This is a genomic window from Saccharicrinis carchari (assembly GCF_900182605.1).
GTDB lineage: Bacteria > Bacteroidota > Bacteroidia > Bacteroidales > Marinilabiliaceae > Saccharicrinis > Saccharicrinis carchari.
In genome coordinates, this window is the sequence record NZ_FXTB01000005.1 from 58,747 (window position 1) to 81,288 (window position 22,542).

General features: G+C 40.8%; 19 protein-coding genes. 13 read left to right on the top strand and 6 right to left on the bottom strand.

Going from position 1 to position 22,542, the window contains the following annotated elements; translation table 11 throughout:
- Positions 1-38 precede the first annotated feature (38 nt).
- The 6 genes from cysS (at position 39) to FN809_RS10695 (ending at position 7,273) form a co-directional block, all read left to right on the top strand.
- Positions 39-1,511, top strand: a complete 1,473-nt coding sequence (gene cysS / locus FN809_RS10670; protein ID WP_142533513.1) for a cysteine--tRNA ligase — start codon at positions 39-41, stop codon at positions 1,509-1,511.
- 88 nt (positions 1,512-1,599) lie between these two features.
- A complete protein-coding gene (locus tag FN809_RS10675; protein ID WP_142533514.1) occupies positions 1,600-2,607 on the top strand; it encodes a M28 family peptidase in 1,008 nt (335 codons plus the stop codon).
- A 119-nt stretch (positions 2,608-2,726) separates the two neighbouring features.
- Positions 2,727-3,335, top strand: a complete 609-nt coding sequence (locus FN809_RS10680) for a ribonuclease HII (RefSeq protein ID WP_142533515.1) — start codon at positions 2,727-2,729, stop codon at positions 3,333-3,335.
- A 270-nt stretch (positions 3,336-3,605) separates the two neighbouring features.
- Complete coding sequence (locus tag FN809_RS10685; RefSeq protein ID WP_142533516.1) at positions 3,606-5,759, top strand: S46 family peptidase; 2,154 nt, start codon at positions 3,606-3,608, stop codon at positions 5,757-5,759.
- A gap of 282 nt (positions 5,760-6,041) precedes the next feature.
- On the top strand, positions 6,042-6,641 hold the full coding sequence (locus FN809_RS10690; RefSeq protein WP_142533517.1) for a MarC family protein: 600 nt from the start codon (positions 6,042-6,044) through the stop codon (positions 6,639-6,641).
- A gap of 2 nt (positions 6,642-6,643) precedes the next feature.
- Entirely contained in the window at positions 6,644-7,273 is a 630-nt protein-coding gene (locus tag FN809_RS10695) for a ribonuclease H1 domain-containing protein (RefSeq protein WP_142533518.1), read from the top strand.
- A gap of 33 nt (positions 7,274-7,306) precedes the next feature.
- On the opposite strand, the gene FN809_RS10700 is transcribed toward FN809_RS10695, so the two are convergent.
- Positions 7,307-9,133: a tetratricopeptide repeat-containing sensor histidine kinase gene (locus tag FN809_RS10700; protein ID WP_185957538.1), complete on the bottom strand. Its 1,827-nt coding sequence runs from the start codon at positions 9,131-9,133 to the stop codon at positions 7,307-7,309.
- Between the two features lie 213 nt (positions 9,134-9,346).
- Positions 9,347-9,556, bottom strand: coding sequence for a hypothetical protein (locus FN809_RS10705; RefSeq protein WP_142533520.1), 210 nt, complete (start codon positions 9,554-9,556; stop codon positions 9,347-9,349).
- A 205-nt stretch (positions 9,557-9,761) separates the two neighbouring features.
- Here FN809_RS10705 and FN809_RS10710 point away from each other — a divergent pair, with 205 nt between their 5' ends.
- Positions 9,762-11,000 carry a sensor histidine kinase gene (locus FN809_RS10710; protein WP_142533521.1) on the top strand — a complete coding sequence of 413 codons (1,239 nt, stop codon included), beginning with the start codon at positions 9,762-9,764 and terminating at the stop codon, positions 10,998-11,000.
- A 22-nt stretch (positions 11,001-11,022) separates the two neighbouring features.
- Complete coding sequence (locus FN809_RS10715; protein WP_142533522.1) at positions 11,023-11,718, top strand: response regulator transcription factor; 696 nt, start codon at positions 11,023-11,025, stop codon at positions 11,716-11,718.
- A gap of 22 nt (positions 11,719-11,740) precedes the next feature.
- Here the strand turns inward: FN809_RS10715 and FN809_RS10720 are convergent, their stop codons facing one another.
- The 4 genes from FN809_RS10720 to FN809_RS10735 all read right to left on the bottom strand — a co-directional run bounded on the left by FN809_RS10720 (position 11,741) and on the right by FN809_RS10735 (position 15,471).
- Positions 11,741-12,910, bottom strand: coding sequence for an alanine dehydrogenase (locus FN809_RS10720; RefSeq protein ID WP_246095582.1), 1,170 nt, complete (start codon positions 12,908-12,910; stop codon positions 11,741-11,743).
- A 291-nt stretch (positions 12,911-13,201) separates the two neighbouring features.
- The gene (locus tag FN809_RS10725; RefSeq protein WP_142533524.1) at positions 13,202-14,413 is read right to left on the bottom strand and encodes a uracil-xanthine permease family protein; all 1,212 of its coding nucleotides are present in this window, start codon (positions 14,411-14,413) and stop codon (positions 13,202-13,204) included.
- Between the two features lie 276 nt (positions 14,414-14,689).
- A complete protein-coding gene (locus FN809_RS10730; RefSeq protein ID WP_142533525.1) occupies positions 14,690-15,181 on the bottom strand; it encodes a hypothetical protein in 492 nt (163 codons plus the stop codon).
- Between the two features lie 5 nt (positions 15,182-15,186).
- Positions 15,187-15,471, bottom strand: coding sequence for a hypothetical protein (locus FN809_RS10735; RefSeq protein ID WP_142533526.1), 285 nt, complete (start codon positions 15,469-15,471; stop codon positions 15,187-15,189).
- 626 nt (positions 15,472-16,097) lie between these two features.
- Here FN809_RS10735 and FN809_RS10740 point away from each other — a divergent pair.
- The 5 genes from FN809_RS10740 to FN809_RS10760 all read left to right on the top strand — a co-directional run bounded on the left by FN809_RS10740 (position 16,098) and on the right by FN809_RS10760 (position 22,541).
- The gene (locus FN809_RS10740) at positions 16,098-17,351 is read left to right on the top strand and encodes an ABC transporter permease (RefSeq protein ID WP_142533527.1); all 1,254 of its coding nucleotides are present in this window, start codon (positions 16,098-16,100) and stop codon (positions 17,349-17,351) included.
- A gap of 60 nt (positions 17,352-17,411) precedes the next feature.
- Positions 17,412-18,947: a glucose-6-phosphate dehydrogenase gene (zwf, locus tag FN809_RS10745; RefSeq protein WP_142533528.1), complete on the top strand. Its 1,536-nt coding sequence runs from the start codon at positions 17,412-17,414 to the stop codon at positions 18,945-18,947.
- Between the two features lie 97 nt (positions 18,948-19,044).
- Positions 19,045-19,746 (top strand): 6-phosphogluconolactonase, encoded by a 702-nt coding sequence (pgl, locus tag FN809_RS10750; protein WP_142533529.1) that lies wholly within the window; start codon positions 19,045-19,047, stop codon positions 19,744-19,746.
- A 173-nt stretch (positions 19,747-19,919) separates the two neighbouring features.
- A complete protein-coding gene (locus FN809_RS10755) occupies positions 19,920-20,783 on the top strand; it encodes a toxin-antitoxin system YwqK family antitoxin (RefSeq protein WP_185957539.1) in 864 nt (287 codons plus the stop codon).
- A 138-nt stretch (positions 20,784-20,921) separates the two neighbouring features.
- On the top strand, positions 20,922-22,541 hold the full coding sequence (locus FN809_RS10760; protein ID WP_142533531.1) for a S8 family serine peptidase: 1,620 nt from the start codon (positions 20,922-20,924) through the stop codon (positions 22,539-22,541).
- The last annotated feature ends 1 nt before the right edge of the window (position 22,542 follow it).

The following is a 22,542-nucleotide window of genomic DNA, read 5'->3' on the forward strand; positions in this document are numbered from 1 at the left end:
TTTGTACTTTTGAGCTTCCAAACAATAAGAGGACAGAAATGAGTAATCAATTGTATATCTATAATACCCTTACGCGAAAAAAAGAAGTGTTTGTTCCCCTTACACCCGGAAAAGTTGGCCTTTATGTATGTGGGCCTACGGTTTATGGCGATCCTCACCTGGGACACGCACGTCCGGCAATAACCTTCGATTTACTAACGCGATTTTTGACGCACCTGGATTATAAAGTCAGATATGTGCGTAACATTACCGATGTGGGCCACCTGGAGAACGATGCCGATGAGGGCGAAGACAAAATTGCAAAAAAGGCAAAACTGGAAGAACTGGAGCCCATGGAAGTGGCACAATATTACACCAACAGATACCATCATTATATGGCTTTGCTTAATATGAGAGATCCCAGCATTGAGCCGCTTGCTTCCGGACACATCATAGAGCAGATACAAGTGATAAAATCAATATTGGATAAGGGATATGCCTACGAAAGCAATGGATCTGTTTATTTCGATGTAAAAAAATACGATCAAAATTTCCCTTACGGAATTCTTTCCGGACGTAAAGTGGAAGACCTGATCAGTAATACCCGAACCCTTGACGGGCAAAGCGAAAAGCGCAGCGCTCCTGATTTTGCTTTATGGAAAAAAGCAGCACCGGAGCATATCATGCGTTGGCCATCAGAATGGAGTGATGGTTTTCCGGGTTGGCATCTGGAGTGTTCGGCAATGAGCAAAAAATACCTGGGCGAACAGTTCGATATACATGGTGGTGGCATGGATTTGCTGTTTCCGCACCATGAGTGCGAAATAGCCCAAAGCACTGTTGATAACGGTAAAGTGCCTGCCCGGTATTGGATGCACAACAATATGATTACCGTAAATGGACAAAAAATGGGCAAGTCGCTGGGTAACTTCATCACTTTAGAGGAGTTTTTTACGGGCAACAATAAAAACCTGGAACAGGCATATGAGCCCATGACCATTCGTTTTTTTATTTTACAGGCACACTATCGCAGTACGCTTGATTTTAGTAATACGGCCTTGCAGGCAGCCGAAAAAGGCTTCGAGCGCTTGCGCCAGGCTATGGCCAGCATGGATAAGATAGCTGTGTCGGATACATCGAGCGTGGATATAGCAGCATTAGAAGAAAAATGTTACGCTGCACTGTTGGACGACCTGAATAGCCCCGTTCTTATAGCACATTTGTTTGATGCAGTTAAAATGATCAATAGCCTTGTAGCAGGTCATCAATCTATTACAAAAAGTGACCTGATGCAGTTAAATCAGCTGATGAACTTGTTTGTTGCCGATATTCTTGGTTTAGACCTGTCAACGGAAAAGGGTAAAAGCGATGATGACAAGCTTCACGAAGTGATGGACTTATTATTACAGCTGCGCAACGATTTAAAAGAAAAGAAGGACTGGGCCACATCCGACAGAATACGTGATGAGTTAAACCGTATGGGTTTTATAATTAAAGATGGCACTACAAGCGCTAGTTGGCAACTGAAATAGAGTTTGTTGAACTATTACGAATAGAGTAAGAGAAACAGTGCTTGCCTTGTTGAAACTAAGTATAATATCGATCTAAAATAACACAACTATGTTACCCATAAACACTTTAAAACACGTAGTATTATTGGCATTGATTACCTTGACTGCCTGTAATTTTACATCGGGCAAAAGCAACAAGAGTAATAAAAGAAGCAGCAAAACAATTATTGAAACCCCTATTTTCAATGGGGATTCGGCGTACTCATTCGTTCAAAAACAGGTTGACTTTGGCCCCAGAGTACCCAATACCGAGGCGCATGCCAAATGTGCCAATTACCTTAGTGGCAAGTTGCGAGAATTCGGTGCCGAGGTAATTGTGCAAGAGGCCGAAGTGGTGGCATTTGATAATACCTTGTTACACGCCAAAAATATTATTGGTCAGTACAAGCCCGAGTTAAAGGATCGTATATTGCTATTTGCGCATTGGGATACCAGACCTTTTGCCGACCATAGCGAGGATGAAAGCCGAAGAAATGAACCTATTCCTGGAGCCAATGATGGTGGCAGCGGCGTAGGTGCCTTGTTGGAGATAGCCCGCCAGATAAATAATAATAAGCTCGATTTTGGTATAGACATTATTTTTTTCGATGCCGAAGATTACGGCACGCCGGATCACATCGTAACACAAAACTACCAACCCGATACCTGGTGCCTGGGATCGCAATATTGGGGCAAAAACCCACATGTAAAAAATTATTATGCCCGCTATGGAATTTTGTTAGATATGGTGGGTGCTAAAAACGCCAGCTTTCATCAGGAGTTGAACTCGAAGTACTTTGCACCGCGTATTCTGAAAAAAGTGTGGAAAACTGCGCATAGGATAGGATATGGTAATTACTTCCCGTTTAAAGATGGTGGTGCCATTACTGATGACCATGTTTATGTGAATAAGTATTTAAATATTCCCTGTATCAATATTATTCACTACGACCCGAATACCGATACCAGCTTTGGATCTTTTTGGCATACCCACAACGATAATATGGACATCATCGACCGCAACACACTTAAAGCGGTTGGGCAAACCGTACTTGAATTTATCTATAGCGGACAATAAAAGTATAGATCAAACCGGTATAGCCGGCCCTCCATCCTATGGACGAAGCACATATTCAGCTTACAAAGGAGGAGGATTGATATGGGCGCTGATTATCCGCGATTTACTAAATCTTAATCATGAAAAGGCAGTTGGATCTGTTTATGTACCCCGATAAAATTGAAGCAGGATGCGACGAGGCGGGGAGAGGATGCCTGGCAGGGCCGGTGGTGGCAGCTGCCGTAATATTGCCACGTACTTTCGCTCATCCCCTGCTTAACGACTCCAAGCAATTGAGCGAAAAACAACGCGATAAGCTTCGACCCATCATCGAACGGGAAGCACTTGCCTGGGCCGTTGCCATTGTTAACAACCACGAGATAGACCAGATAAATATACTCAACGCCTCTATTGTTGCTATGCAAAGAGCAGTGGCGCAATTGCCCATAGTTCCTGAACATCTATTGATAGATGGCAACCGCTTTAAACCCTACAAAAAAATACCACATACCTGTGTGGTTAAAGGCGATGGTAAATATTTGCCTATTGCTGCGGCCAGTATCCTGGCAAAAACCCACCGCGATGCCCTTATGCAAAATTTAAACAAGGAATATCCGGGATATGGATGGGATAAAAACAAAGGCTACCCTACCAAAGCGCATCGAGCCGGGATTGAAAATTTGGGTACTACCCCATATCATCGTCTGTCTTTTAGGTTATTGGATAAGCAGCTAAAGCTGGGTATGTAGTGAGGTGGAGGAAGGGAGGATATTACTTTACTATATGCATTAGCTCAATGATATTTTTTATCCCAAATAATTCTATTGTGCACGTTGTATGGCTTCCGAAAGGGAGAAGTGTTTCTCGGCCGTCTCATTCTGTTAATAATTATCACCCAAACTAAAATCATTGTTTTTGCCTGTAAATTATTATTATATTGTGCGTCGCAAAAAAATGGCAGATAAGTGTAGTTTGCATCAATACTTTTTTTGATTCCAAAAAATATTAAAACATTACGAATGAAGAAATTATCAATTTTATTCTTCGCCTTTATAATAGGTTTCGCAGGAACCCTTAAGGCGGATGAGGGAATGTGGCTGTTGCCCTTGATTAAGAAGCTGAACATGAATAAGATGCAGGAGATGGGACTTGAGCTCTCTGCAGAGGATATTTATAGCGTTAATAATTCTAGCATGAAGGATGCCATCGTTATTTTTGGTGGCGGATGTACAGGCGAACTAATTTCGGATCAGGGCCTTATCCTTACAAATCATCACTGTGGATATGGAGATATTCAGGCATTGAGTTCAGAGGAGAACAATTATCTGAAAGATGGGTTTTGGGCTAACTCATTGGACGAGGAATTGCACGCCGAGGGCTTATCGGTTACCTTTCTTAAAAAAATGGAAGAGGTTACCGACCGTGTGTTTGAAGGCATAGACGAAGCGGAAGGGATTGACAAAAGAAATGAGCTGATAAGCAAAAATATCAGTGCCATCACTAAAGAAGCATCCGAAGGTAATGATTACACGATAAGAGTACAGAGCTTTTTTGAGGGGAACCAGTACTTTTTGGTGGCTTACGAAAAGTTTAACGATGTGCGTTTTGTGGGTGCCCCCCCTTCATCCATCGGAAAATTCGGTCACGATACCGATAACTGGATGTGGCCCCGGCATACTGGTGATTTTAGCCTGTTCAGGGTATATGCCGACAAAGACGGTAAGCCCGCCGATTATTCAAAGGACAATGTACCCTTTAAACCTGCCAATCACCTGCCCATTTCGTTAAAAGGCGCACAAAGTGGCGATTTTGCCATGACCCTGGGATACCCGGGTAGCACCAGCCGTTACCTTACCTCGTGGGGTATTAAAGAACGTATGGACGTGATAAACGACTCCCGTATAGTTCCGCGTGGCGTAAAACAGGAGCTATGGCGCGAGGACATGATGGCCAGTGAAAAGGTGAATATTCAATATGCCTCAAAATATAGCCGTAGTTCCAACTACTGGAAAAACAGTATAGGTATGAACCGTGGTTTAGAAAGGCTCAAAGTGGTAGATGAAAAACAAAAATTAGAAAAGGAATTTGCAAACTGGGTAGCTGCCTCAACAGAACGAACAGCGGAATATGGTGAGGTCTTGTCAAATTTGGAAAAGGTTTATTCCAATAGAGCCAGCGACCTAAAAGCACAAAATTATTTGGTGGAGTGCATGTTACGCGGTACCGAAATTATTGCCTTGGGTACAAGAGCCATACAACTGGAAAAAGAATTGGCCCAGGGCAATAAAGAAAGAGTAGCGCAAATTGCAGAAGCAATTACGGAATCCTTAGATGGTTTTTTTAAAGATTATAACGTTTCTACCGATCATAAGGTGTTTGCGACCATGTTGGAGTTATACCACAACAAGATTGATGCTCAATACCATCCCTCTTTCTTTACGGAAGTGGTAGAGAAAAAACACAAAGGCGATTTTAAAAAATATGGCGATTGGGTGTTCCGTAAATCTATGTTTGTGGATAAAAATGAACTCGAAACTTTTTTAGCAGCTCCCAAATTAAAAACCTTACGTAAGGATCCGGTTTTTATTGCGGCATTATCCACCATGGATATGTACCGTCAAATTTATGGAAAGGTAAGCGTAACAAATACCGTTGAAAATGAAAATAACCGCCTGTTTTTAAAAGGTTTAATGGAAATGTATCCTGATAAAGTATTTTATCCTGATGCTAATTTTACCATGCGATTGAGCTATGGTAAAGTGGGTAACTACAAGCCGAAGGATGCCGTTATTTATGAGTACTTTACTACCCTTGCCGGAGTAATAGAAAAACACGTGCCTGGTGACTTTGAATTTGAAGTACCCGAAAAGTTAATAGAGCTGTACCAAAACAAAGACTATGGCCAGTATGCCGATGTCGATGGTACCATGCGTGTATGTTTTACTACGGATAACGATATCACGGGCGGTAACTCTGGCAGCCCTGTAATCAATGGTAATGGCGAATTGTTCGGCTTGGCCTTCGACGGTAACTGGGAAGCCATGAGTGGTGATGTTACTTTTGAAACAGAACTGCAAAAATGTATAAATGTGGATATACGTTATGTTCTTTTTATCATCGACAAGTTTGCCGGCGCTACAAATTTGATTGATGAGATGACCCTGGTAAAATAAGTAGCCTTTTTACGGAAACGTTAATTACCACATTGTTTATGCGTGGATAATATAGAGGATTATTTTTTGAGGGGATGTGATAACATCCCCTTTTTTATTCGCTATTTTTGTCCCCATTTGTGTCAGTACACAGGTGAGTAAAAAACCGGGCTCAAGGTAGAATAGTAAGCAAAAAAGCTGCTCTCCGGTATTTGTGCCGAGTAAGCAGGCTGACATGTATAAGTGGTTATTTATTAGTATGTTATCTATAAATCTATTTTCCATCAATATAATAGCAGATATATGAACATTGATTTTTTACAGATACTTTCGGCTTTTATCGTTCTTTTTGCCGTAATTGATATATTGGGTTCTATCCCCTTAATCCTGAACTTGAAAAAGCGGGGGGAAACCATAAAGCCATTTCAGGCCTCTTCAGTTTCACTGATAATACTGTTGGTTTTCTTTTTTATGGGAGAGCCCCTGTTGGGCTTATTTGGTGTTGACATATCTTCGTTTGCCATAGCGGGGGCGTTTGTATTGCTGGTAATGGCTTTTGAAATGATTTTTGGTGTACATATTTTCAGGCACGATTCGCCCGCAGGAGCCAGCATTGTTCCCATTGCTTTTCCGTTAATTGCTGGAGCGGGTACATTCACTACCCTGCTGTCGTTTAGAGCCGAGTTTGATAATATCAATATTATTATTGCCTTAGTGCTCAATATAGTGTTTGTGTTTTTTGTGCTTAAATCAACGGATAGAGTAGAAAAAATAATTGGCAAAGGAGGAGTTTATTTACTTCAAAAATTCTTTGGTATCATTCTCCTGGCTATGTCTATACGTTTGTTTCTCTCTAATTTTGCCGATTTGCTCGTACAGTTTTTTCCCGTACTAAAAGGATAGGTGTGGCAAAAAAAAGTAAATATTACGTAGTTTGGAATGGGCACAGTCCGGGCATTTATACCAGTTGGGAGGAGTGCCAAAAAAATATCACAGGCGTTAGCGATGTGCGATATAAGGGATTTAAAACTTTGCACGAAGCCGAAGCTGCGTTTGAGGACGATCCGGACAATTATTGGGGTAAAAAGGATATGCCTAACCCCGTTTATAGCTCTATTGAAAATAACCCTGCCATAATAGGCAACAGCCTTTCGGTGGATGCGGCTTGCAGCGGTAACCCCGGCCCCATGGAGTATCAGGGCGTATATACAATTTCCGGAACACCTGTTTTTTTAAAGCAGTTTAAATTGGGCACCAACAATATTGGAGAGTTTTTGGCTATTGTGCATGCCTTGGCCTATCAAAAGCAACACAATCTTAACCTGCCCATTTACACCGACTCCAAAATTGCATTAGCCTGGGTAAAGGCCGGGAAATGCAAATCGAAACTCGAAGTGAACACAAAAACGCAAGGTCTTTTTGAGGTGATAAAGCGGGCAGAAGACTGGTTGCAAAGCAATACTTATAGGCAGCCTATACTTAAATGGGACACCAAAAACTGGGGTGAGATACCAGCCGATTTTGGAAGGAAATAAGCCATTTGCCGATGATACTTGCAAAACCTTCCTTTACGTTCGCATTATCTTCAGCGGTATAGTAAGCTTAACGCGAGTACCACAAGTGCCGTCTTGACTTCTGTCTTGCACCTTTAAGTCAAAACCTGAACCCGGTTTGCCAAAGTTAATCAGTTTGAGCCTTTCGGAAGTGATTTTTAACGCTAATGATTTGTGTTTTTTTGTGGGTGCACTGGCATTTTCTTTTTGCTTATGCATTATTCCAATTCCATTATCTTCAATCACATAAATAATTTTGTTGCCGTTTTTCTCAAAGCGGACACTAATGTGTCCATTATCTTTTTTACTTAGTTCGCCATGCTCAAACGAGTTTTCGATAAAAGGTTGAGCCAACATGGGAGGTAACATTATTTTTTGTTCCCGGAGTTCCGGATCAACTATAATTTCGTAACTCACCTTATCGCCAAAGCGCTTGTTTTGTAAGTTGATATAATAATCTAATATTTCACATTCGCGCGCTAACGGTATAAATTCCTCTTGCGAATACTGAAGAACCATGCGCATTAAACCGGCAAAATCTGCTAAAAAATCAACCGCATCTGTCACTTTATTTTCCAAAATATAATATTGAATGGTAGATAAAGAATTAAAAATAAAATGAGGGTTCATCTGAGTACGCAGCACTTTCTGCTCCAAACGCAGCACCCGCTGATTTTCTTTCATCCGTCTGCCTCTCCAATGAAAAAATAAAAATACCCCGGTACATATTACAATAAATGCGGCTGCCAGAAAAAATATTAGATATAAACGGTTTTTGGCTTTTAATTCGGTCACTTGATTCTGGCTTTTTTCAAATTTATACCGGTTCTCCAGCTCCAGTATTTTATCCGACTGGTTCATTTTGTAAATGCTATCCTTAATTTGGTTAAAGTGCTCGTAAACCCGCAGGGCATTAGTAACATCACCTATTTCTTTGTAGGCCGTAGATAAGCTAAGTAAATTATCGCGTTGCAAATCCAATAGCCCCACGTCTCGGTTTATCGATTCGCAAATCTGGTACATTTTAACCGCTTGATCTCGTTGCTCTTTTGCTGCGTACAAATCTCCTAATCCGGTATAAGCGTTTATTAAGCCGCTTTTTTTATCCAGCTCTTTAAATACGGATATGGCGGTATTGAAAGGCTCAAATGCTTTGTTGTATTCTTTTATTTTTAAGTAATAATAACCAATATTGGTCTGTACTGATGCTATCCTGCCTTTGTCGTTAAGTTCGCGGTAGGTTTCTAATGCTTTTAGATAATACGCATACCCCTGGTTAAAATTTTCTTGAAAAATAAGTGAAACACCGAGGTTCAGTGCAATGTCGGCTTCCGAACGGGTATCGCCCATTTGCTTGTATAATTCCATGGCTCGCATATAATACGATTGCTGCATCTCGTATTTTTGCGAATTGCCAAATATCAAGCCCATATTTTGCAGAGTTTTGGCCATGCCAAGCGAATCATTAAGCAGTGTTTCTAGGGCAAAGGATTTTTCGTAGTACGATAGCGAAGCCGTATAATTGGCCTTATAATAATACATTAGTGCTATATTGCTATAAATGCCGGATATAACGGAGCTATCACCACTTTGTTCCAAAAATGGTTGGGCTTGCATATAATGTTGCAATGCTAAATTGTAGCGTTCCCGGTAATATTCGGCTTCGCCAAGTATATAGTAGGCCATGCCTTTGTATCTTACCTGACCATCGTGGCTGAGTTTAAGCAGCTGTTGTGCTATACTATCGGCCTGATCGGGGTTATCTGGCGCTATTTCCAAGCCCACCCGTTGCATCTCCTCTAAATCATGCATATCAGATACTTCATTAAATATTTGATTCATGTTGCTTTGGGCAGGCAGCAAGGGGCAAGCAACGAGGCAAACTGTGATTAGTAGGAGTCGAAAAAACATGTAGCCTGTTTTAGGTTTTAAGGTAGGGTGTACCCAAGTAGTTCAGCTTAAAAGGCACTAAAAGTAAAATAAAAATAGCATAAAAAAAAGCCGTTCAGATAAGCTGAACGGCTTGGAATAAACTTAAAATAACCTATGTGTTTATTATTTACTGCATTTTTTTTCGCAAGCAGCTTTTTTCTCTTCACATTCGGCCTTTTTTTCTTTTGTGCACTCTTTCTTTTCTTTCGTGCACTCTTTTTTCTCAGCACATTCTTTTTTTACCGGCTCCTGAGCAATATCCATTGCCATAACAGGTGATGCGATGGCCAACATAAACATAAATAAAAAGGTAATTGCAATTGACTTTTTCATAATACTGAATTTTGTATTGTTAATAACTAAAAATTAGTCACATGGCATATGGCACATGTTTGAGGTGCAATATATAATATTTACACACAAATGCTTGTTAATAGTATGTTAATGAAGTCTCGCTTTATTTTTATATTGGTAATTTTACAGCCATTAATAATACTTACCATATTATACCCACGTTAAACAGGCAAATGAAACCGAGATGAAAATTGATAAACAATCCTTATTGGCCATCACTACTTTTATTCTGCTACTGATGCTTATAGGCATACAGTTTATATTTCTGGTACGGGCTGCCAAGTTAGAGCAAAAGCATTTTAATCACCGGGTTGTACTCGCACTTAGCGAATCGCGTAACGAAATAGCTCGGGCGGCCAACGCCTGTCAGTACATGAATAATTATGTTTGTGGCAAGCAGTGTACCAAGGATATGGCAACGGTAAATTCGCAAAAGGCCGACAGTATAATACGCTCCAACCTGGCCATTCATAAAATAAACCTGGATTATACTTTTGAATTTGTAAATATTGAAAAAGAAGGCAATGCCAAGTCTGATGTTTCGTGCTACGAACAATCCTTGAACGGATTACTGGCTCAAAACGGTATTAAACTCTTGATTACATTTCCGGAACAAAGCCAGTTTATTTTTGCACAAGCCGGCACTTTGTTTTACATCTCAATTGCAGTTATTGTTTTTGTTATGATTTCTTTTGTATTCACCTCTCGTTTGTTTAGTAATCAAAAAAGGATACTTTCAAACACTAAAGATTTTATCGACAATATGGTGCATGAGTTTCAAACGCCTGTGGCGAATATAAAATTGGCATCCAGCCTGATCAAAAAAAATATAAATACTGATTTTAATGGCGAAAAAATAAACAATTATACGCATCTTATACAAGACGAAAACAATAAAATTAAGAACCATGTGGCCGACATATTGAGAGTGGCCGATATGATTGGTAGCAAAAAAGAAATGGCCGATGTAAACATGCACCAACTGATTCATGATTGCACAAACATTTTTCGGGAAACTATAAATAGAGCCGGAGGAAGTTTATCCCTGGATTTAAAAGCCAATGATTGTGTGGTGAGAGGCAAAAAGGAATATTTACACCATGCCCTTTGCAACTTGTTGGACAATGCGATTAAATACTCCCGTTACGAACCGGATATAAAAATATCTACCATTAACAAAAAAAAGAAGATGTATCTGGCTATTAGCGATAAGGGAATAGGTATAGATCCTGAAAATCATAAAAATATATTTGAGAAATATTTTAGGGTAACCAATGGTAATATTCACGATACAAAAGGATTTGGTTTAGGATTGGATTTTGTAAAAACAGTAGTGTTACAACACGGAGGGAGAATTCATATTAATAGTCAACTAAATAAGGGAAGTACCTTTACCCTTGTTTTTAAGGTAATAACGCTTTAGGTATTGGATTAATTTTAGACAGATGGATAAAAAAACGAAAATACTTTTAGTTGAAGACGATACTACAATGGGCTTTTTGCTGGTGGATTTTTTGGAAACGAAAGGTTTTGAGGTAAAGTTATACCCCGACGGGATACAGGGTATTACTGCCTTTAACCAAAATAATTTCGATTTCTGTATCCTCGATGTTATGCTGCCCGGCCTGGATGGATTTGGAATAGCACAACGTATCCGAAAGAAGAATAAAGTAGTACCTATTATTTTTTTAACCGCCAAGGCACTTAAACACGATAAAATTACCGGTTTTGGCATTGGTGTGGACGATTACATTGTAAAACCCTTTGACGAAGATGAATTGCTGTGCCGTATAAATGCCATATTAAACAGGTGTAAAACAACTACGGAGCCTATGCAAAAAATGGACATAGGGCAATTTAAGTTTGATGCCGATAATTTGCTACTGACCATAGGTAAGGAGCAAAAGCGTCTGACGCAAAAGGAAAACGAAGTATTAAAAATGCTCGCCTGTTCCAAAAATAGTCTGGTAAAACGGGATGAGATATTACTTGCTTTATGGGGGAATAACGACTACTTTAACAGTAGGAGTTTGGATGTTTTTATTGCTAAACTTCGAAGATATTTAAAAGCGGACACTATGGTACAAATAGAAAATGTACCTACCGTTGGTTTTGTTTTAAGGGATCAAGCGGTAAATTAAACGGGTAAATAAATACGGGATATTAAAATGCCGCCATCAATAAACCAATATCTTTGGAGGGGAGCGAAAAGGTTTCGCCAATGTAATGATTGGTGAGGATTCCTTTGTAAATGTACAATCCATGACTAAAGCCGTTGTCCTCCTTTATTAAAGTGTTGATGTTTCCGGCATTGGCTATTTGTAAAAGCATGGGGGCAAAAATATTACTCAGGGCAATAGAGGCTGTCCGTGCCACATGCGATGCTACGTTGGGCACGCAATAGTGAATTACACCGTGCTTTATAAAAACCGGATGGGCAAAATCGGTACAGATAGAGGATTCAAAACAGCCGCCCTGGCCCATACTCAAATCAATAAGTATAGCGCCCTTTTTCATTTGCGAAACCTGTTCCTCGGTAACCATATAGCTTAATCCCGATTGCAAATAACGCAGATTGGCTATAACGGCATCGGCCGTTTTGAGGGCTTTGGTTACGGCTTTGGGATAAAGCACCGAAGTAAACACCCTTTGTCCCACGTGCAATTCCAGTTCGCGCAGGCTTTTTAGGGAGTTGTCGAAAACTTTAACCGTAGCCCCTAAGCCCAATGCTGCGCGTGCAGCACTCTCGCCGGCAGTGCCTGCTCCCAAAATAATGACTTCGGCAGGCGATACACCCGTAATGCCACCTAATAAAACTCCTTTGCCATTGTGCGCTTTACTTAAATATTCACTGGCAATCATAATGGAAGCAACACCTTCTATTTCACTCATGCTGCGTGATATGGGGTAGCAGTCGTTGCTGTCTTTGATTAACTCGAAGGCAATGGCATTTACCTTTTTGTCCATCATTTTACGAATGAGTTCGCGCGATTGCTGATGCAGCTGTACCAGTGAAATAAGCGTTTGACCGGGCGATAATAAATCCAGTTCGTCATTCGTAAATGGGGATATTTTCAGCACTACTTCAGCTCTAAAAACTTCGCTGTTGTTGTTTACGATGGTGGCTCCACATTCCGAAAAGTTGCGGTCGTAAAAATTGGCTGCTTCGCCCGCACCTGATTCAAATAAAACCGTATGCCCGTTTTCAACTAATAATTCAATCCCTTGGGGTGTCAATGCGATGCGGTTCTCGAATTTTGACTTTTCCTTAGGAATGCCAATCGTCAGTTTTTTACCGGTTTTTTTCACCTCAAGCATTTCTTCTTGTGGCATTAAAACGGTGTTATATAACGGAAAATTTGATTTATCACTTATGCCTGCCATTTTTATCGAATAATCAAAACAACATTAGAAAGGGTAAGTTAATCATTTTTTGGCTAATAGTATAACTAATAAATCCAAGATAACGGGCTGTATATTTTTTATAGGTAATTATCTATTTCCATTCAGGATAGCCTTAAGCTTCATTTAGAAATGATATTTTGCAACGTACGTTGAATGCTGAGCATCAATTAGCCAATGTTTTTTAGTGTTTAACTTCTTGGCCGAACCTGTTTTAGCTGCCTATTCGGCATCAATATGAACTTCCTTTGATTTGCCGGGTAAAATCAGGTTCAGAAATACCCCTACTACCGAGGCCAGTCCTATGCCCGCTAATGAAAAATTTCCGAAGTCGATAGATGCCCCGCCGATACCTATGGTCAATATCACGGATGTGATAACCATATTCCTTGTTTTATGAAAATCGGCTTTTGATTCGATTAGTGTTTTTATGCCCACGCTGGCTATCATGCCAAATAACAATAGCATAATACCACCCAGCACTTCATTGGGTATGCTCTTTAATAAGCCACTTATTTTCCCTACTAACGAAAATACGATAGCGGTGATGGCAGATATGCGTAAAACTTTAGGGTCCGTTACTTTGGTGAGCTCTATGGCGCCTGTTACTTCTGAGTAGGTGGTGTTGGGAACGCTTCCCAGCATACCGGCAATACCGGTAGCTACACCGTCGCCCAGCATTGTTTTGTTTAATCCCGGATCTTTTACAAAATCTTTTTCGGCCACGGCGCTTATGGCATATACATCGCCCACATGCTCTATCAATGGCGCAATAGCCACGGGTATCATATATAAAATGGCTTCCCAACTAAGTGAGGGTAAGGTAAACTCCGGCAATTGAAACCAGGCTGCCTCTGCGATCGGTGTAAAATCTACCTTGCCCATAATTAGGGCCAACAAGTAACCCACAACTATACCTACAAATATAGGGATGAGCCTGATAATGCCCTTAAAGTAGATTACGGCAATAATAGCGGATAATAACGAGACGCTCGCTATAACCCAATTGGTTTTAGCCATGTTAACACCTACAGAAGCCAGCGAAAGACCAATGACCATAATAACGGGTCCAACCACCACCGATGGGAAAAACCTCCGGATAAAACCTACACCACGCCATTTAACAAATAACGAAACAATGGTATATACAAGTCCAACGGCTACGATGCCGGACAAGGTTCCGGACCATCCAAATTTTTCGGTGGCTGCGGTAATGGGGGCAATAAAGGCAAAGCTGCTGCCCAGAAAAACCGGCACCTTACCTTTGGTTATAAAATGAAAAACCAGGGTCCCCACACCAGCCGAAAATAAGGCAATGGACGGGCTGATACCCACCAGCAAGGGTACCAGTACGGTTGCGCCAAAGGCAACAAATAAAAATTGAATACCCAAAATCATTTGTTTTGGCGGCGATAACTTGTTTTGTGGATTCATAGATATAAATTTGGATGTGCTGCGAAAATATAAAAAAATGGGAAAAAAACTTGGTAAGTAGGTTTTTTAGTCCATAAAATCAAGATTCAATAACATGTTCCAATGAAAGGTGTTGAGGAAAGGATACGTAGGTTGAAGGCAGCAATATGGGTAGAGCCGCTAAATCAAGTTATATGCTAAGAACCCGTTGGTGGAAAGAGGAAATTGTAAAGAGAATAATAGCCCTGTTTTTTTTAAGCTTGTTTGTGGGGGTGTTAAATTTCAATCTATCACAGATCAATTCTGATTGTATACGGAAAACATAATTTTTAATTTTATGTCTTCGATGTTTACGTTTAAACGAATTAAGAGCTGATAAAAATACGATGCTTTTTTTAGGTTGACAATGGCGAGAAACAATCGTTTTAGGGTTACGTAGTGATTCGGATAATCGGATAACTCAACAAACAATTGTTTGCATTCCTTGCTTCGGTGATAAACGCCATTTGCCGGCAAGCCGTTGCCATCGGGTAGCATGTGGCGCAGCGAACGGCGTAAGGTGGTAGGGTTTAATTTGTTGTAATAAAGTATTTTATATAGCTTTTCTTTTTCGACAAGAAGTTCCTCATAATCTTGTGCAGAGCGCACTCTGATACGTTCCTGGATTTTTTCCATCGATAATATGCCCAACATGATGTGGTCTATTTCTATTTGGGCAGTTTTTTTGTTGGCCGCTTCAAAAGCGGCTACCTGCCAAGCTAAGCGTACTCCAACAGAATATAGTTTCATGCCGTTTATACTTTGAGTTTTACATTGTTTTTCCACTTCACCACTTGGGGCGGCACCGTATAAATTACAAATTTGATGCTATATCCCGAATTGCCCATGCGGAGGTTGTTTACAATTTTGCCGGCGATGTGCCGTTCCGTGTCATCACCTACCGGTGGATGGTTCGGTTTTGATAGCGAATCGGTCGGGCTCAGTATGTCTTTACCAATGGCCATTCCTGAGGCTACAACGGTCAAGGCATGTGTACTTGACTCAAAAGGGATACCCGTACCAATGTAGGGATCCGACAAATGTTGTGCGAGGTAAGGGATGAGGGAAGGACTGCCCTCAGAATCATTTTCTTTAAATTCGTTTTGTCAGTCTTAGAGTCTGTCGTTGCTTCGCTTTAAATTACGTATATTTAAGTTTTTTACATTGGTAAACAAGTAGGTGTACGGTCTCTTCATCTGGTTACCTGCCGCTCCATGGATTATCACCCGTTTCTACCGTCTTTTTTTACTGTACAATTGGTGTATAGGTGATTTTCTTTTCTCGATTCCGTATTTTTTTATATAAGTTCGTTTAATAAATCAGTAAACTCAATACGTAAGCCGTTCCCGTTTGATTAACTGGAATATAGCTGTGGTAAACGTGTTGTAATTGTTGGTAAACTTTTGATTGGGTCTGTTCATGGCTACGAGTATCAGTAAAGGTAATTTATTGCAGATGCCAATAATAAAAAGTGTTTGCCTAAAAAACGCAATACCCTATTTTATAAGCCCCTTCTTATTTTGGCCTGCAATTCTTTTTAAACCAGTTCACGTAATTGTACGAAACAGGTAGTTCTCAGCTCTTTTCCGGAGATAAGCAATGCGGCTTTTAATACTTCACTTCATATTTTTTTTATAACTTACCCGAGCAAAACAATGCCCCGTCAATGATAATCATATATAAGTTTTTAAAAGAGAGCTTGCTGTTTGCTATCAATGCGCTAACTTCCAATAAGCTACGGACTATTTTAACGCTGAGTGGCGTTACCATAGGTATTTTTTCCATTATATCTGTTTTTACATTAATCGATTATCTTGAGAAAAGGATCAGGGACAGTATTCAATCCTTGGGCGATAACGTGGTGTATGTGCAAAAATGGCCATGGACACCTCCTGAAGGTGAAACGGAATATCCCTGGTGGCGGTATATGAATCGTCCGCAGCCCACTTTAAATGAGCTAAAGCAAATTGAACGAAAATCACAACTTGCCCAAGCATCCACCTTTGCCATCTCGTCGCAGAAAAAAGTAATATTTGAGGATAACTCATTCGATAACGTTCAGATTTTTGGTGTGACGCATAATTTTGATAAAAACTGGAGTTTTGAAATAGCTAAGGGAAGATATTTTTCTCCTGTAGAATCCAATGGGGGTAGTAACATTGTTGTTTTGGGTGCCGAAGTGGCGGATAATCTTTTTCGGGATGTGGATCCAATAGGTAAGCGTGTAAAAATAGCAGGACGAAAACTTACGGTGGTAGGCGTGATGCTGCGCCAGGGCAAGGATCTTTTTGGTAATAGCCTGGATGGTAATGTGGTGATGCCGATCAATTTTGCTAAAAATATATTTAATATCCGCAGTGGAAGCGTGCAACCTTTTATTATTGTTAAAGCTAAAAATGGGGTTGAGGTGGATGATCTGATGAGCGAGCTGGAAGGCATACTGCGTGCCGAACGAAAACTCAAACCCAGGCAAAGTAATTCATTTGCTTTAAACAGGGTAAGTATTATTCAAAAGCAGTTTGATGGACTGTTTGCAATCATTAATTTGGCAGGTTGGCTTATCGGTGGTTTTTCTATTCTGGTGGGTGGATTTGGTATCGCCAATATTATGTTTGTTTCGGTAAAGGAGCGAACACGCATTGTAGGCATACAAAAAGCCCTGGGTGCCAAGCGTAGATTTATCCTGTGGCAGTTTTTATTCGAGAGTATCTTCCTGAGTCTGTTAGGTGGTGCTGCCGGTTTACTGCTTATTTTTATACTCATACTCATTGCCAACTCAGCCATGGACTTGGCTGTGCCACTTACCTTTTGGAATATATTCAGAGGGCTGTTTATTTCAATTTTCCTGGGTATTATTTCCGGTTATATCCCTGCCAACAAAGCCAGTAAAATGGATCCTGTGGTGGCCATTAATCATTAACTTTTATCTTGCCCTAATATTTGTTAATATTGAAATTTTAAAAATTGTATTTACATTGTTATGAAAACACCTAAAAACCATATACTTGTTATTTTTGGCGCTTCGGGCGACCTTACCTATCGCAAACTAGTTCCGGCTGTTTATGATTTATACGATAAAAATATGTTGCCCAAAAACTTTGCCGTATTGGGTTTGGGCAGAACCGAGTTGTCAGACAATCAATTTCGCCGGAAAATGGAAGAAGGAATTGAGAAGTTTGCCTTAAATAACACGGGCAGCGCATTGAAATCCAAAATAGATACATTTTTGCAAAAGCTTTATTATTATGCCTTTAATACTAAGGAGGAACAAGAGTACGCTGGCTTTAAGGATAAACTTTTGGCGCTGGATAAAGAGCTGGGTACAGAAAATAATTTTATTTTTTATCTCGCCACCCCGCCAAGTATGTACACAACTATTCCCTGTCATCTTGCCAGGCAAGGCCTAAATAACGAAGACGAGGGGTATAGCCGGCTGGTAGTTGAAAAGCCATTTGGTTATGATTTAGAATCGGCACAGCAGCTGAATGAAAGTTTGTTTCGGAACTTCCGTGAAAGACAAATTTATCGTATAGATCATTATTTGGGAAAAGAAACGGTACAAAACCTTTTGGTTACGCGTTTTTCGAACACCATATACGAACCGCTGTGGAACCGCAATTACGTAAGCCGCGTGGAGATAACCTCGGCCGAAAGTATTGGTGTAGGTAGCAGAGGAGGATACTACGAAGGGTCGGGCGCATTGCGGGATATGGTGCAAAACCATTTGTTGCTTTTGGCCAGTCTGGTAGCTATGGAGCCACCTGCCCTTATCGATTCAAACAGTATACGTAATGAAATTGTTAAAGTGCTTCAATCCCTCCGTACCATTAAGGAAGAAGATGTAGCCAAACAGGTGATACGGGGGCAATATATAAACTCAACCGTAAAGGGAAAGAAAGTAAAAGGGTACCGTCAGGAAGAAGGGGTCGATCCGGAATCCAGAACCGAGACCTATGTGGCAATAAAATTTTTCATCGACAATATGCGATGGGGAGGAGTGCCGTTTTACATACGTACCGGTAAAATGTTGCCCACCAGAGTTACCGAGGTGGTTATCCATTTTAAACCTACGCCGCATCACCTATTTTCGAGCCACGCCACCATTGCCCAACAACAAAACCAATTGGTTATACGTATTCAGCCTGATGAGGGTCTGCTCCTTAAATTTGGTATGAAAGTGCCGGGTGCCGGCTTTAACGCTCAGAATGTAAATATGGATTTTCATTACACCGATCTGGCCGATGTGTATCTGCCAAGTGCCTACGAGCGTTTGTTGCAAGATTGCATGCTGGGCGACTCTACGCTATACTCAAGGGGCGATGCTGTGGAGGCAGCCTGGAAATTTGTTAAACCCATACAGGATGCCTGGAAAAACAACAAAGATATAAAGGTGCATGGTTATCCGGCGGGAACCTGGGGGCCGGATGTGGCCGATGAACTCATCGAAGGATCTGATCTTACCTGGCGCTACCCGTGTAAAAATCTGGCCAACGATGATAAGTATTGCGAGCTTTAAGGGGCTTGCTGTAAGGGTGATACGGGCGACTGATGCTTGCGGATTGATTTTAGTTTTTGTTACATACATTATTTAAATAACATTTAAAATGAGCAATATGAGTAACATTAAAATATTTGACTCGAAATTAGAGTTAGCCCAATTTTTTGGAGGGCTTTTGAAGGAGCGCACAGCGCAAAACGAAAAAGTAAACATAGCCCTTTCCGGGGGTAGCACCCCCAAGGCTATTTTTGATGAGCTGGCCAATAACTATGCAGAGCTGATCGATTGGAGCAAAGTACATTTATTTTGGGGCGACGAGCGCTGTGTTCCACCAACGGATGAAGAAAGCAATTATAAGATGACCCTTGATCACCTGCTTTCGAAAGTGTCCGTTCCGGATGAAAATGTGCATAGAATACAAGGAGAGTTAAACCCGGAAGAGGCAAGAGCTAAATACGATACCTTACTTGGCGATACGTTGCCGGTAGTAGATGCCCTTCCTCAATTTGATATTATGCTTTTAGGTATGGGCGATGATGGCCATACCGCCTCTATTTTTCCGGAAGAGATTGACTTGTGGAATGCCGAAGAGAAGTGTGTGGTGGCTACACATCCGCAATCTGGTCAAAAAAGGGTTTCGTTAACGGGGCAGATTATCAATCATGCCAGGGAAATATATTTTTTGGTTACAGGTGCCGGTAAAGCCGAAAAGTTAGACGAAATAATTAATCAAAAACCGGGTTATCAAAACTATCCTGCTGCTTTGGTTAATCATCCCTTTTGGTTGCTCGATAAGGAAGCTGCGCATAAGCTGTAGGTATTGTATCTGGTAAATACCGGGTTGTGAGTTTGTAGTAAACAAGCAGAGTAGGAAGTGTATGAAAAAAGGTAAAGTTTTTTTATCGCTACTGTTTTTAAACAAATACTTGTAAATTTGCAGGTTGAGAACACAACATGGACTTATTTACTTACAAAAAACTATTAGAATTTATGCGAATTTTATTTTCAGCTTTCCTCCTGTTTGCCTGTTTCGTTTATCCGGCTAATGCACAGATAACCGATGTTTTTGGTAATAAAGTACCTATTCAGCAAGGGGCCAATACAAAGGGTGTTTCATCAAACTTCAATCAAAAAGATGAGCAGGGGCGTAAGCAGGGATACTGGGAAAAACGATATAGTAATGGAAAGCCTGCGTATACGGTTACTTTTGTCGACGATAAGCCGGTGGGCACGATGATGCGGTATTATTTCAATGGTAATAAAAAGGTGAAGATCGTATATGATGAAAATCAATATGGTGCAGCAGAATTGTATAGCGAAGACGGAAAGCTAACAGCAAAAGGCTTTTACGATGGAACACATAAGGACAGCGTTTGGCAGTATTTTTCGCCTCAGGGGATTCTTTACACAACCGAATCGTATAAGGATAGTTTAAAGAACGGCCTTACCACGTATTATTACAAGGATGGTTCGGTAGCGGAGGAAATAGAATGGAAAGATGATAATAAAGAGGGTATTTGGAGGAAATATCACGAAAATGGGCGATTGAAAATGACATCCGCACATAAGAACGATCATATCGAAGGTGAATATATCCTGTATTATCCCAATGGAAAATTGGAATTGCAAGGTTTTTTCTCGGATGGCCTGGAAAACGGTACCTGGGTTGTTTTTACACCAGGTGGAACTGTGGCCTATAAAATAGAATATAAGGATGGGATTACCTTAAATGCCGATGAATTCGACGAAAAACAGCGAAAGATGTTTGAGGAATTTGATAAAAATAAAGGAAAAATAAAAGACCCGGAGCAATTTAGGCACGACCCCGATCAGTATATGAGAGGAGGCTTTTAAGCGGGAGTGCTAAGGCGTTAAATCGCTTTCCGCAAAACCGAAAATGAGGAAAAAGGGCCAAGGGGTGTGCCCTATATAATCGTTTTTTAAATAATTTAATGCTTAAGCGGTGACACATTACATTTAAACTAAAACAATGTGAAAAATAAGATACATTTATACTTTGCTCTCGTTTTTATGCTGGTATCCGGCATTAAGCTGAAAGGGCAAAAGTATTTTGTATCCTTTGCCGATAAAAACAACAATACTTACTCCTTAGAATCTCCTTCCGAATTTTTGAGTCAGCGTGCTATTGCGCGTCGCGTTAAACAAGATATTGCCTTTATACCGCAGGATTTGCCTGTTTCGCAGGCCTATGCAGATAGTGTTAAACGAATGGGAATCGCGGTTCTTTGGGCATCCAAGTGGCTCAATGGTGTTATTGTTGAAAGCAGTAAACATACCCTGATGGATACCCTGGTTAAGGTGTCGTTTGTTAAGGATGTTCAACTTATTTGGAAAGAGACGGCAAGAAAAGCAGTGGCCAAATTTAATAAAGTGGAGGAGGGCATCGGAAACCTTAAAAGTTCAGCCGAATACGGTGTGGCCTGGATGCAGAGCAAAACGGTGAATGGCCACTATCTCCACCAAAATAATTACGAAGGCCAAAATAAAGTTATTGCAGTTTTAGACAATGGGTTTAATAGTGCCAACACCCTTTCGTCCTTTGCCCATCTCTGGCAGGACGAACGAATTCTAAGTGTTCGTGATGTGGTGAATCCGGGTGCTGATGTTTTTGCGAGTGGAGAACATGGTACGCAGGTTTTTTCTATTATGGGCGGACTGCTGGATAGTCAGTTAAAAGGGAGTGCGCCAAAGGCTGCCTATCACCTTATACGCACCGAGGACAATGGCAGCGAATGCCCCATAGAAGAATACAACTGGGTAGTTGGAGCCGAATATGCCGATAGCATTGGGGCCGATATCATTAACTCCTCGCTGGGTTATAATTATTTTGATGGGGATTTTTTAAGCTATAGCAATGCAGCTATGGACGGTAAAACTACCGTAGTTACCCGTGGTGCCCAAATAGCTTTTAGCAAGGGCATGTTTGTGGTTTGTAGCGCCGGTAATGAAGGCGCAAAATCATGGGAAAAAATTACTGCGCCGGCCGATGCTAACAATGTGCTTGCGGTGGCAGCTATGGATGCCGACAGCATAAGAGCTCCTTTTAGCAGTTATGGTCCTTCGGCTGACTATAGGGTAAAACCCGACATAGCAGCAATGGGCAAGGGGACGGCACTGCAAAATACTTCTGGTAATCTTGCATTGGGCGATGGAACCAGTTTTTCGGCACCTGTAATTAGTGGTTTTGTAGCTTGTCTTTGGCAGGCTTTCCCCCAATTAAAAAATACTGAATTGCTACATGTAATGCGTCAATGTGCCCATAATTATTCCAATCCGGATTACGCATTCGGTTATGGTATTCCTGATTTTAAAAAAGCCTTGGATGTGAGCAATAGCATTGAAAGATACCAAAACAGCAACTTCATAACTTATCCTAATCCTTTTGGTGCCTCCTTTACGATAAGCAGTTCGGCGGACAGGAGGGTGAATAAGATAAGCATGTACGATATGGCAGGGCATATAGTGTACCAGCAGAAAATTAGTGATTTGCCTGTGCAGGTGAAAGGGCTGCACGATCTGCCTAAAGGATTGTACCTGCTAAAAATAGAGCTGCAAAAGAGCACTCGTACTTTTAAAATCGTTAAAAATTAAA

Bases quoted from the DNA above. Each gene is read 5' to 3' on its own strand.
- cysS (WP_142533513.1), top strand. From the start codon at position 39: ATGAGTAATCAATTGTATATCTATAATACCCTTACGCGAAAAAAAGAA.
- FN809_RS10675 (WP_142533514.1), top strand. From the start codon at position 1,600: ATGTTACCCATAAACACTTTAAAACACGTAGTATTATTGGCATTGATT.
- FN809_RS10680 (WP_142533515.1), top strand. From the start codon at position 2,727: ATGAAAAGGCAGTTGGATCTGTTTATGTACCCCGATAAAATTGAAGCA.
- FN809_RS10685 (WP_142533516.1), top strand. From the start codon at position 3,606: ATGAAGAAATTATCAATTTTATTCTTCGCCTTTATAATAGGTTTCGCA.
- FN809_RS10690 (WP_142533517.1), top strand. From the start codon at position 6,042: ATGAACATTGATTTTTTACAGATACTTTCGGCTTTTATCGTTCTTTTT.
- FN809_RS10700 (WP_185957538.1), bottom strand. From the start codon at position 9,133: ATGAATCAAATATTTAATGAAGTATCTGATATGCATGATTTAGAGGAG.
- FN809_RS10705 (WP_142533520.1), bottom strand. From the start codon at position 9,556: ATGAAAAAGTCAATTGCAATTACCTTTTTATTTATGTTTATGTTGGCC.
- FN809_RS10710 (WP_142533521.1), top strand. From the start codon at position 9,762: ATGAAAATTGATAAACAATCCTTATTGGCCATCACTACTTTTATTCTG.
- FN809_RS10715 (WP_142533522.1), top strand. From the start codon at position 11,023: ATGGATAAAAAAACGAAAATACTTTTAGTTGAAGACGATACTACAATG.
- FN809_RS10720 (WP_246095582.1), bottom strand. From the start codon at position 12,910: ATGCCACAAGAAGAAATGCTTGAGGTGAAAAAAACCGGTAAAAAACTG.
- FN809_RS10725 (WP_142533524.1), bottom strand. From the start codon at position 14,413: ATGAATCCACAAAACAAGTTATCGCCGCCAAAACAAATGATTTTGGGT.
- FN809_RS10730 (WP_142533525.1), bottom strand. From the start codon at position 15,181: ATGAAACTATATTCTGTTGGAGTACGCTTAGCTTGGCAGGTAGCCGCT.
- FN809_RS10740 (WP_142533527.1), top strand. From the start codon at position 16,098: ATGATAATCATATATAAGTTTTTAAAAGAGAGCTTGCTGTTTGCTATC.
- zwf (WP_142533528.1), top strand. From the start codon at position 17,412: ATGAAAACACCTAAAAACCATATACTTGTTATTTTTGGCGCTTCGGGC.
- pgl (WP_142533529.1), top strand. From the start codon at position 19,045: ATGAGTAACATTAAAATATTTGACTCGAAATTAGAGTTAGCCCAATTT.
- FN809_RS10755 (WP_185957539.1), top strand. From the start codon at position 19,920: ATGCGAATTTTATTTTCAGCTTTCCTCCTGTTTGCCTGTTTCGTTTAT.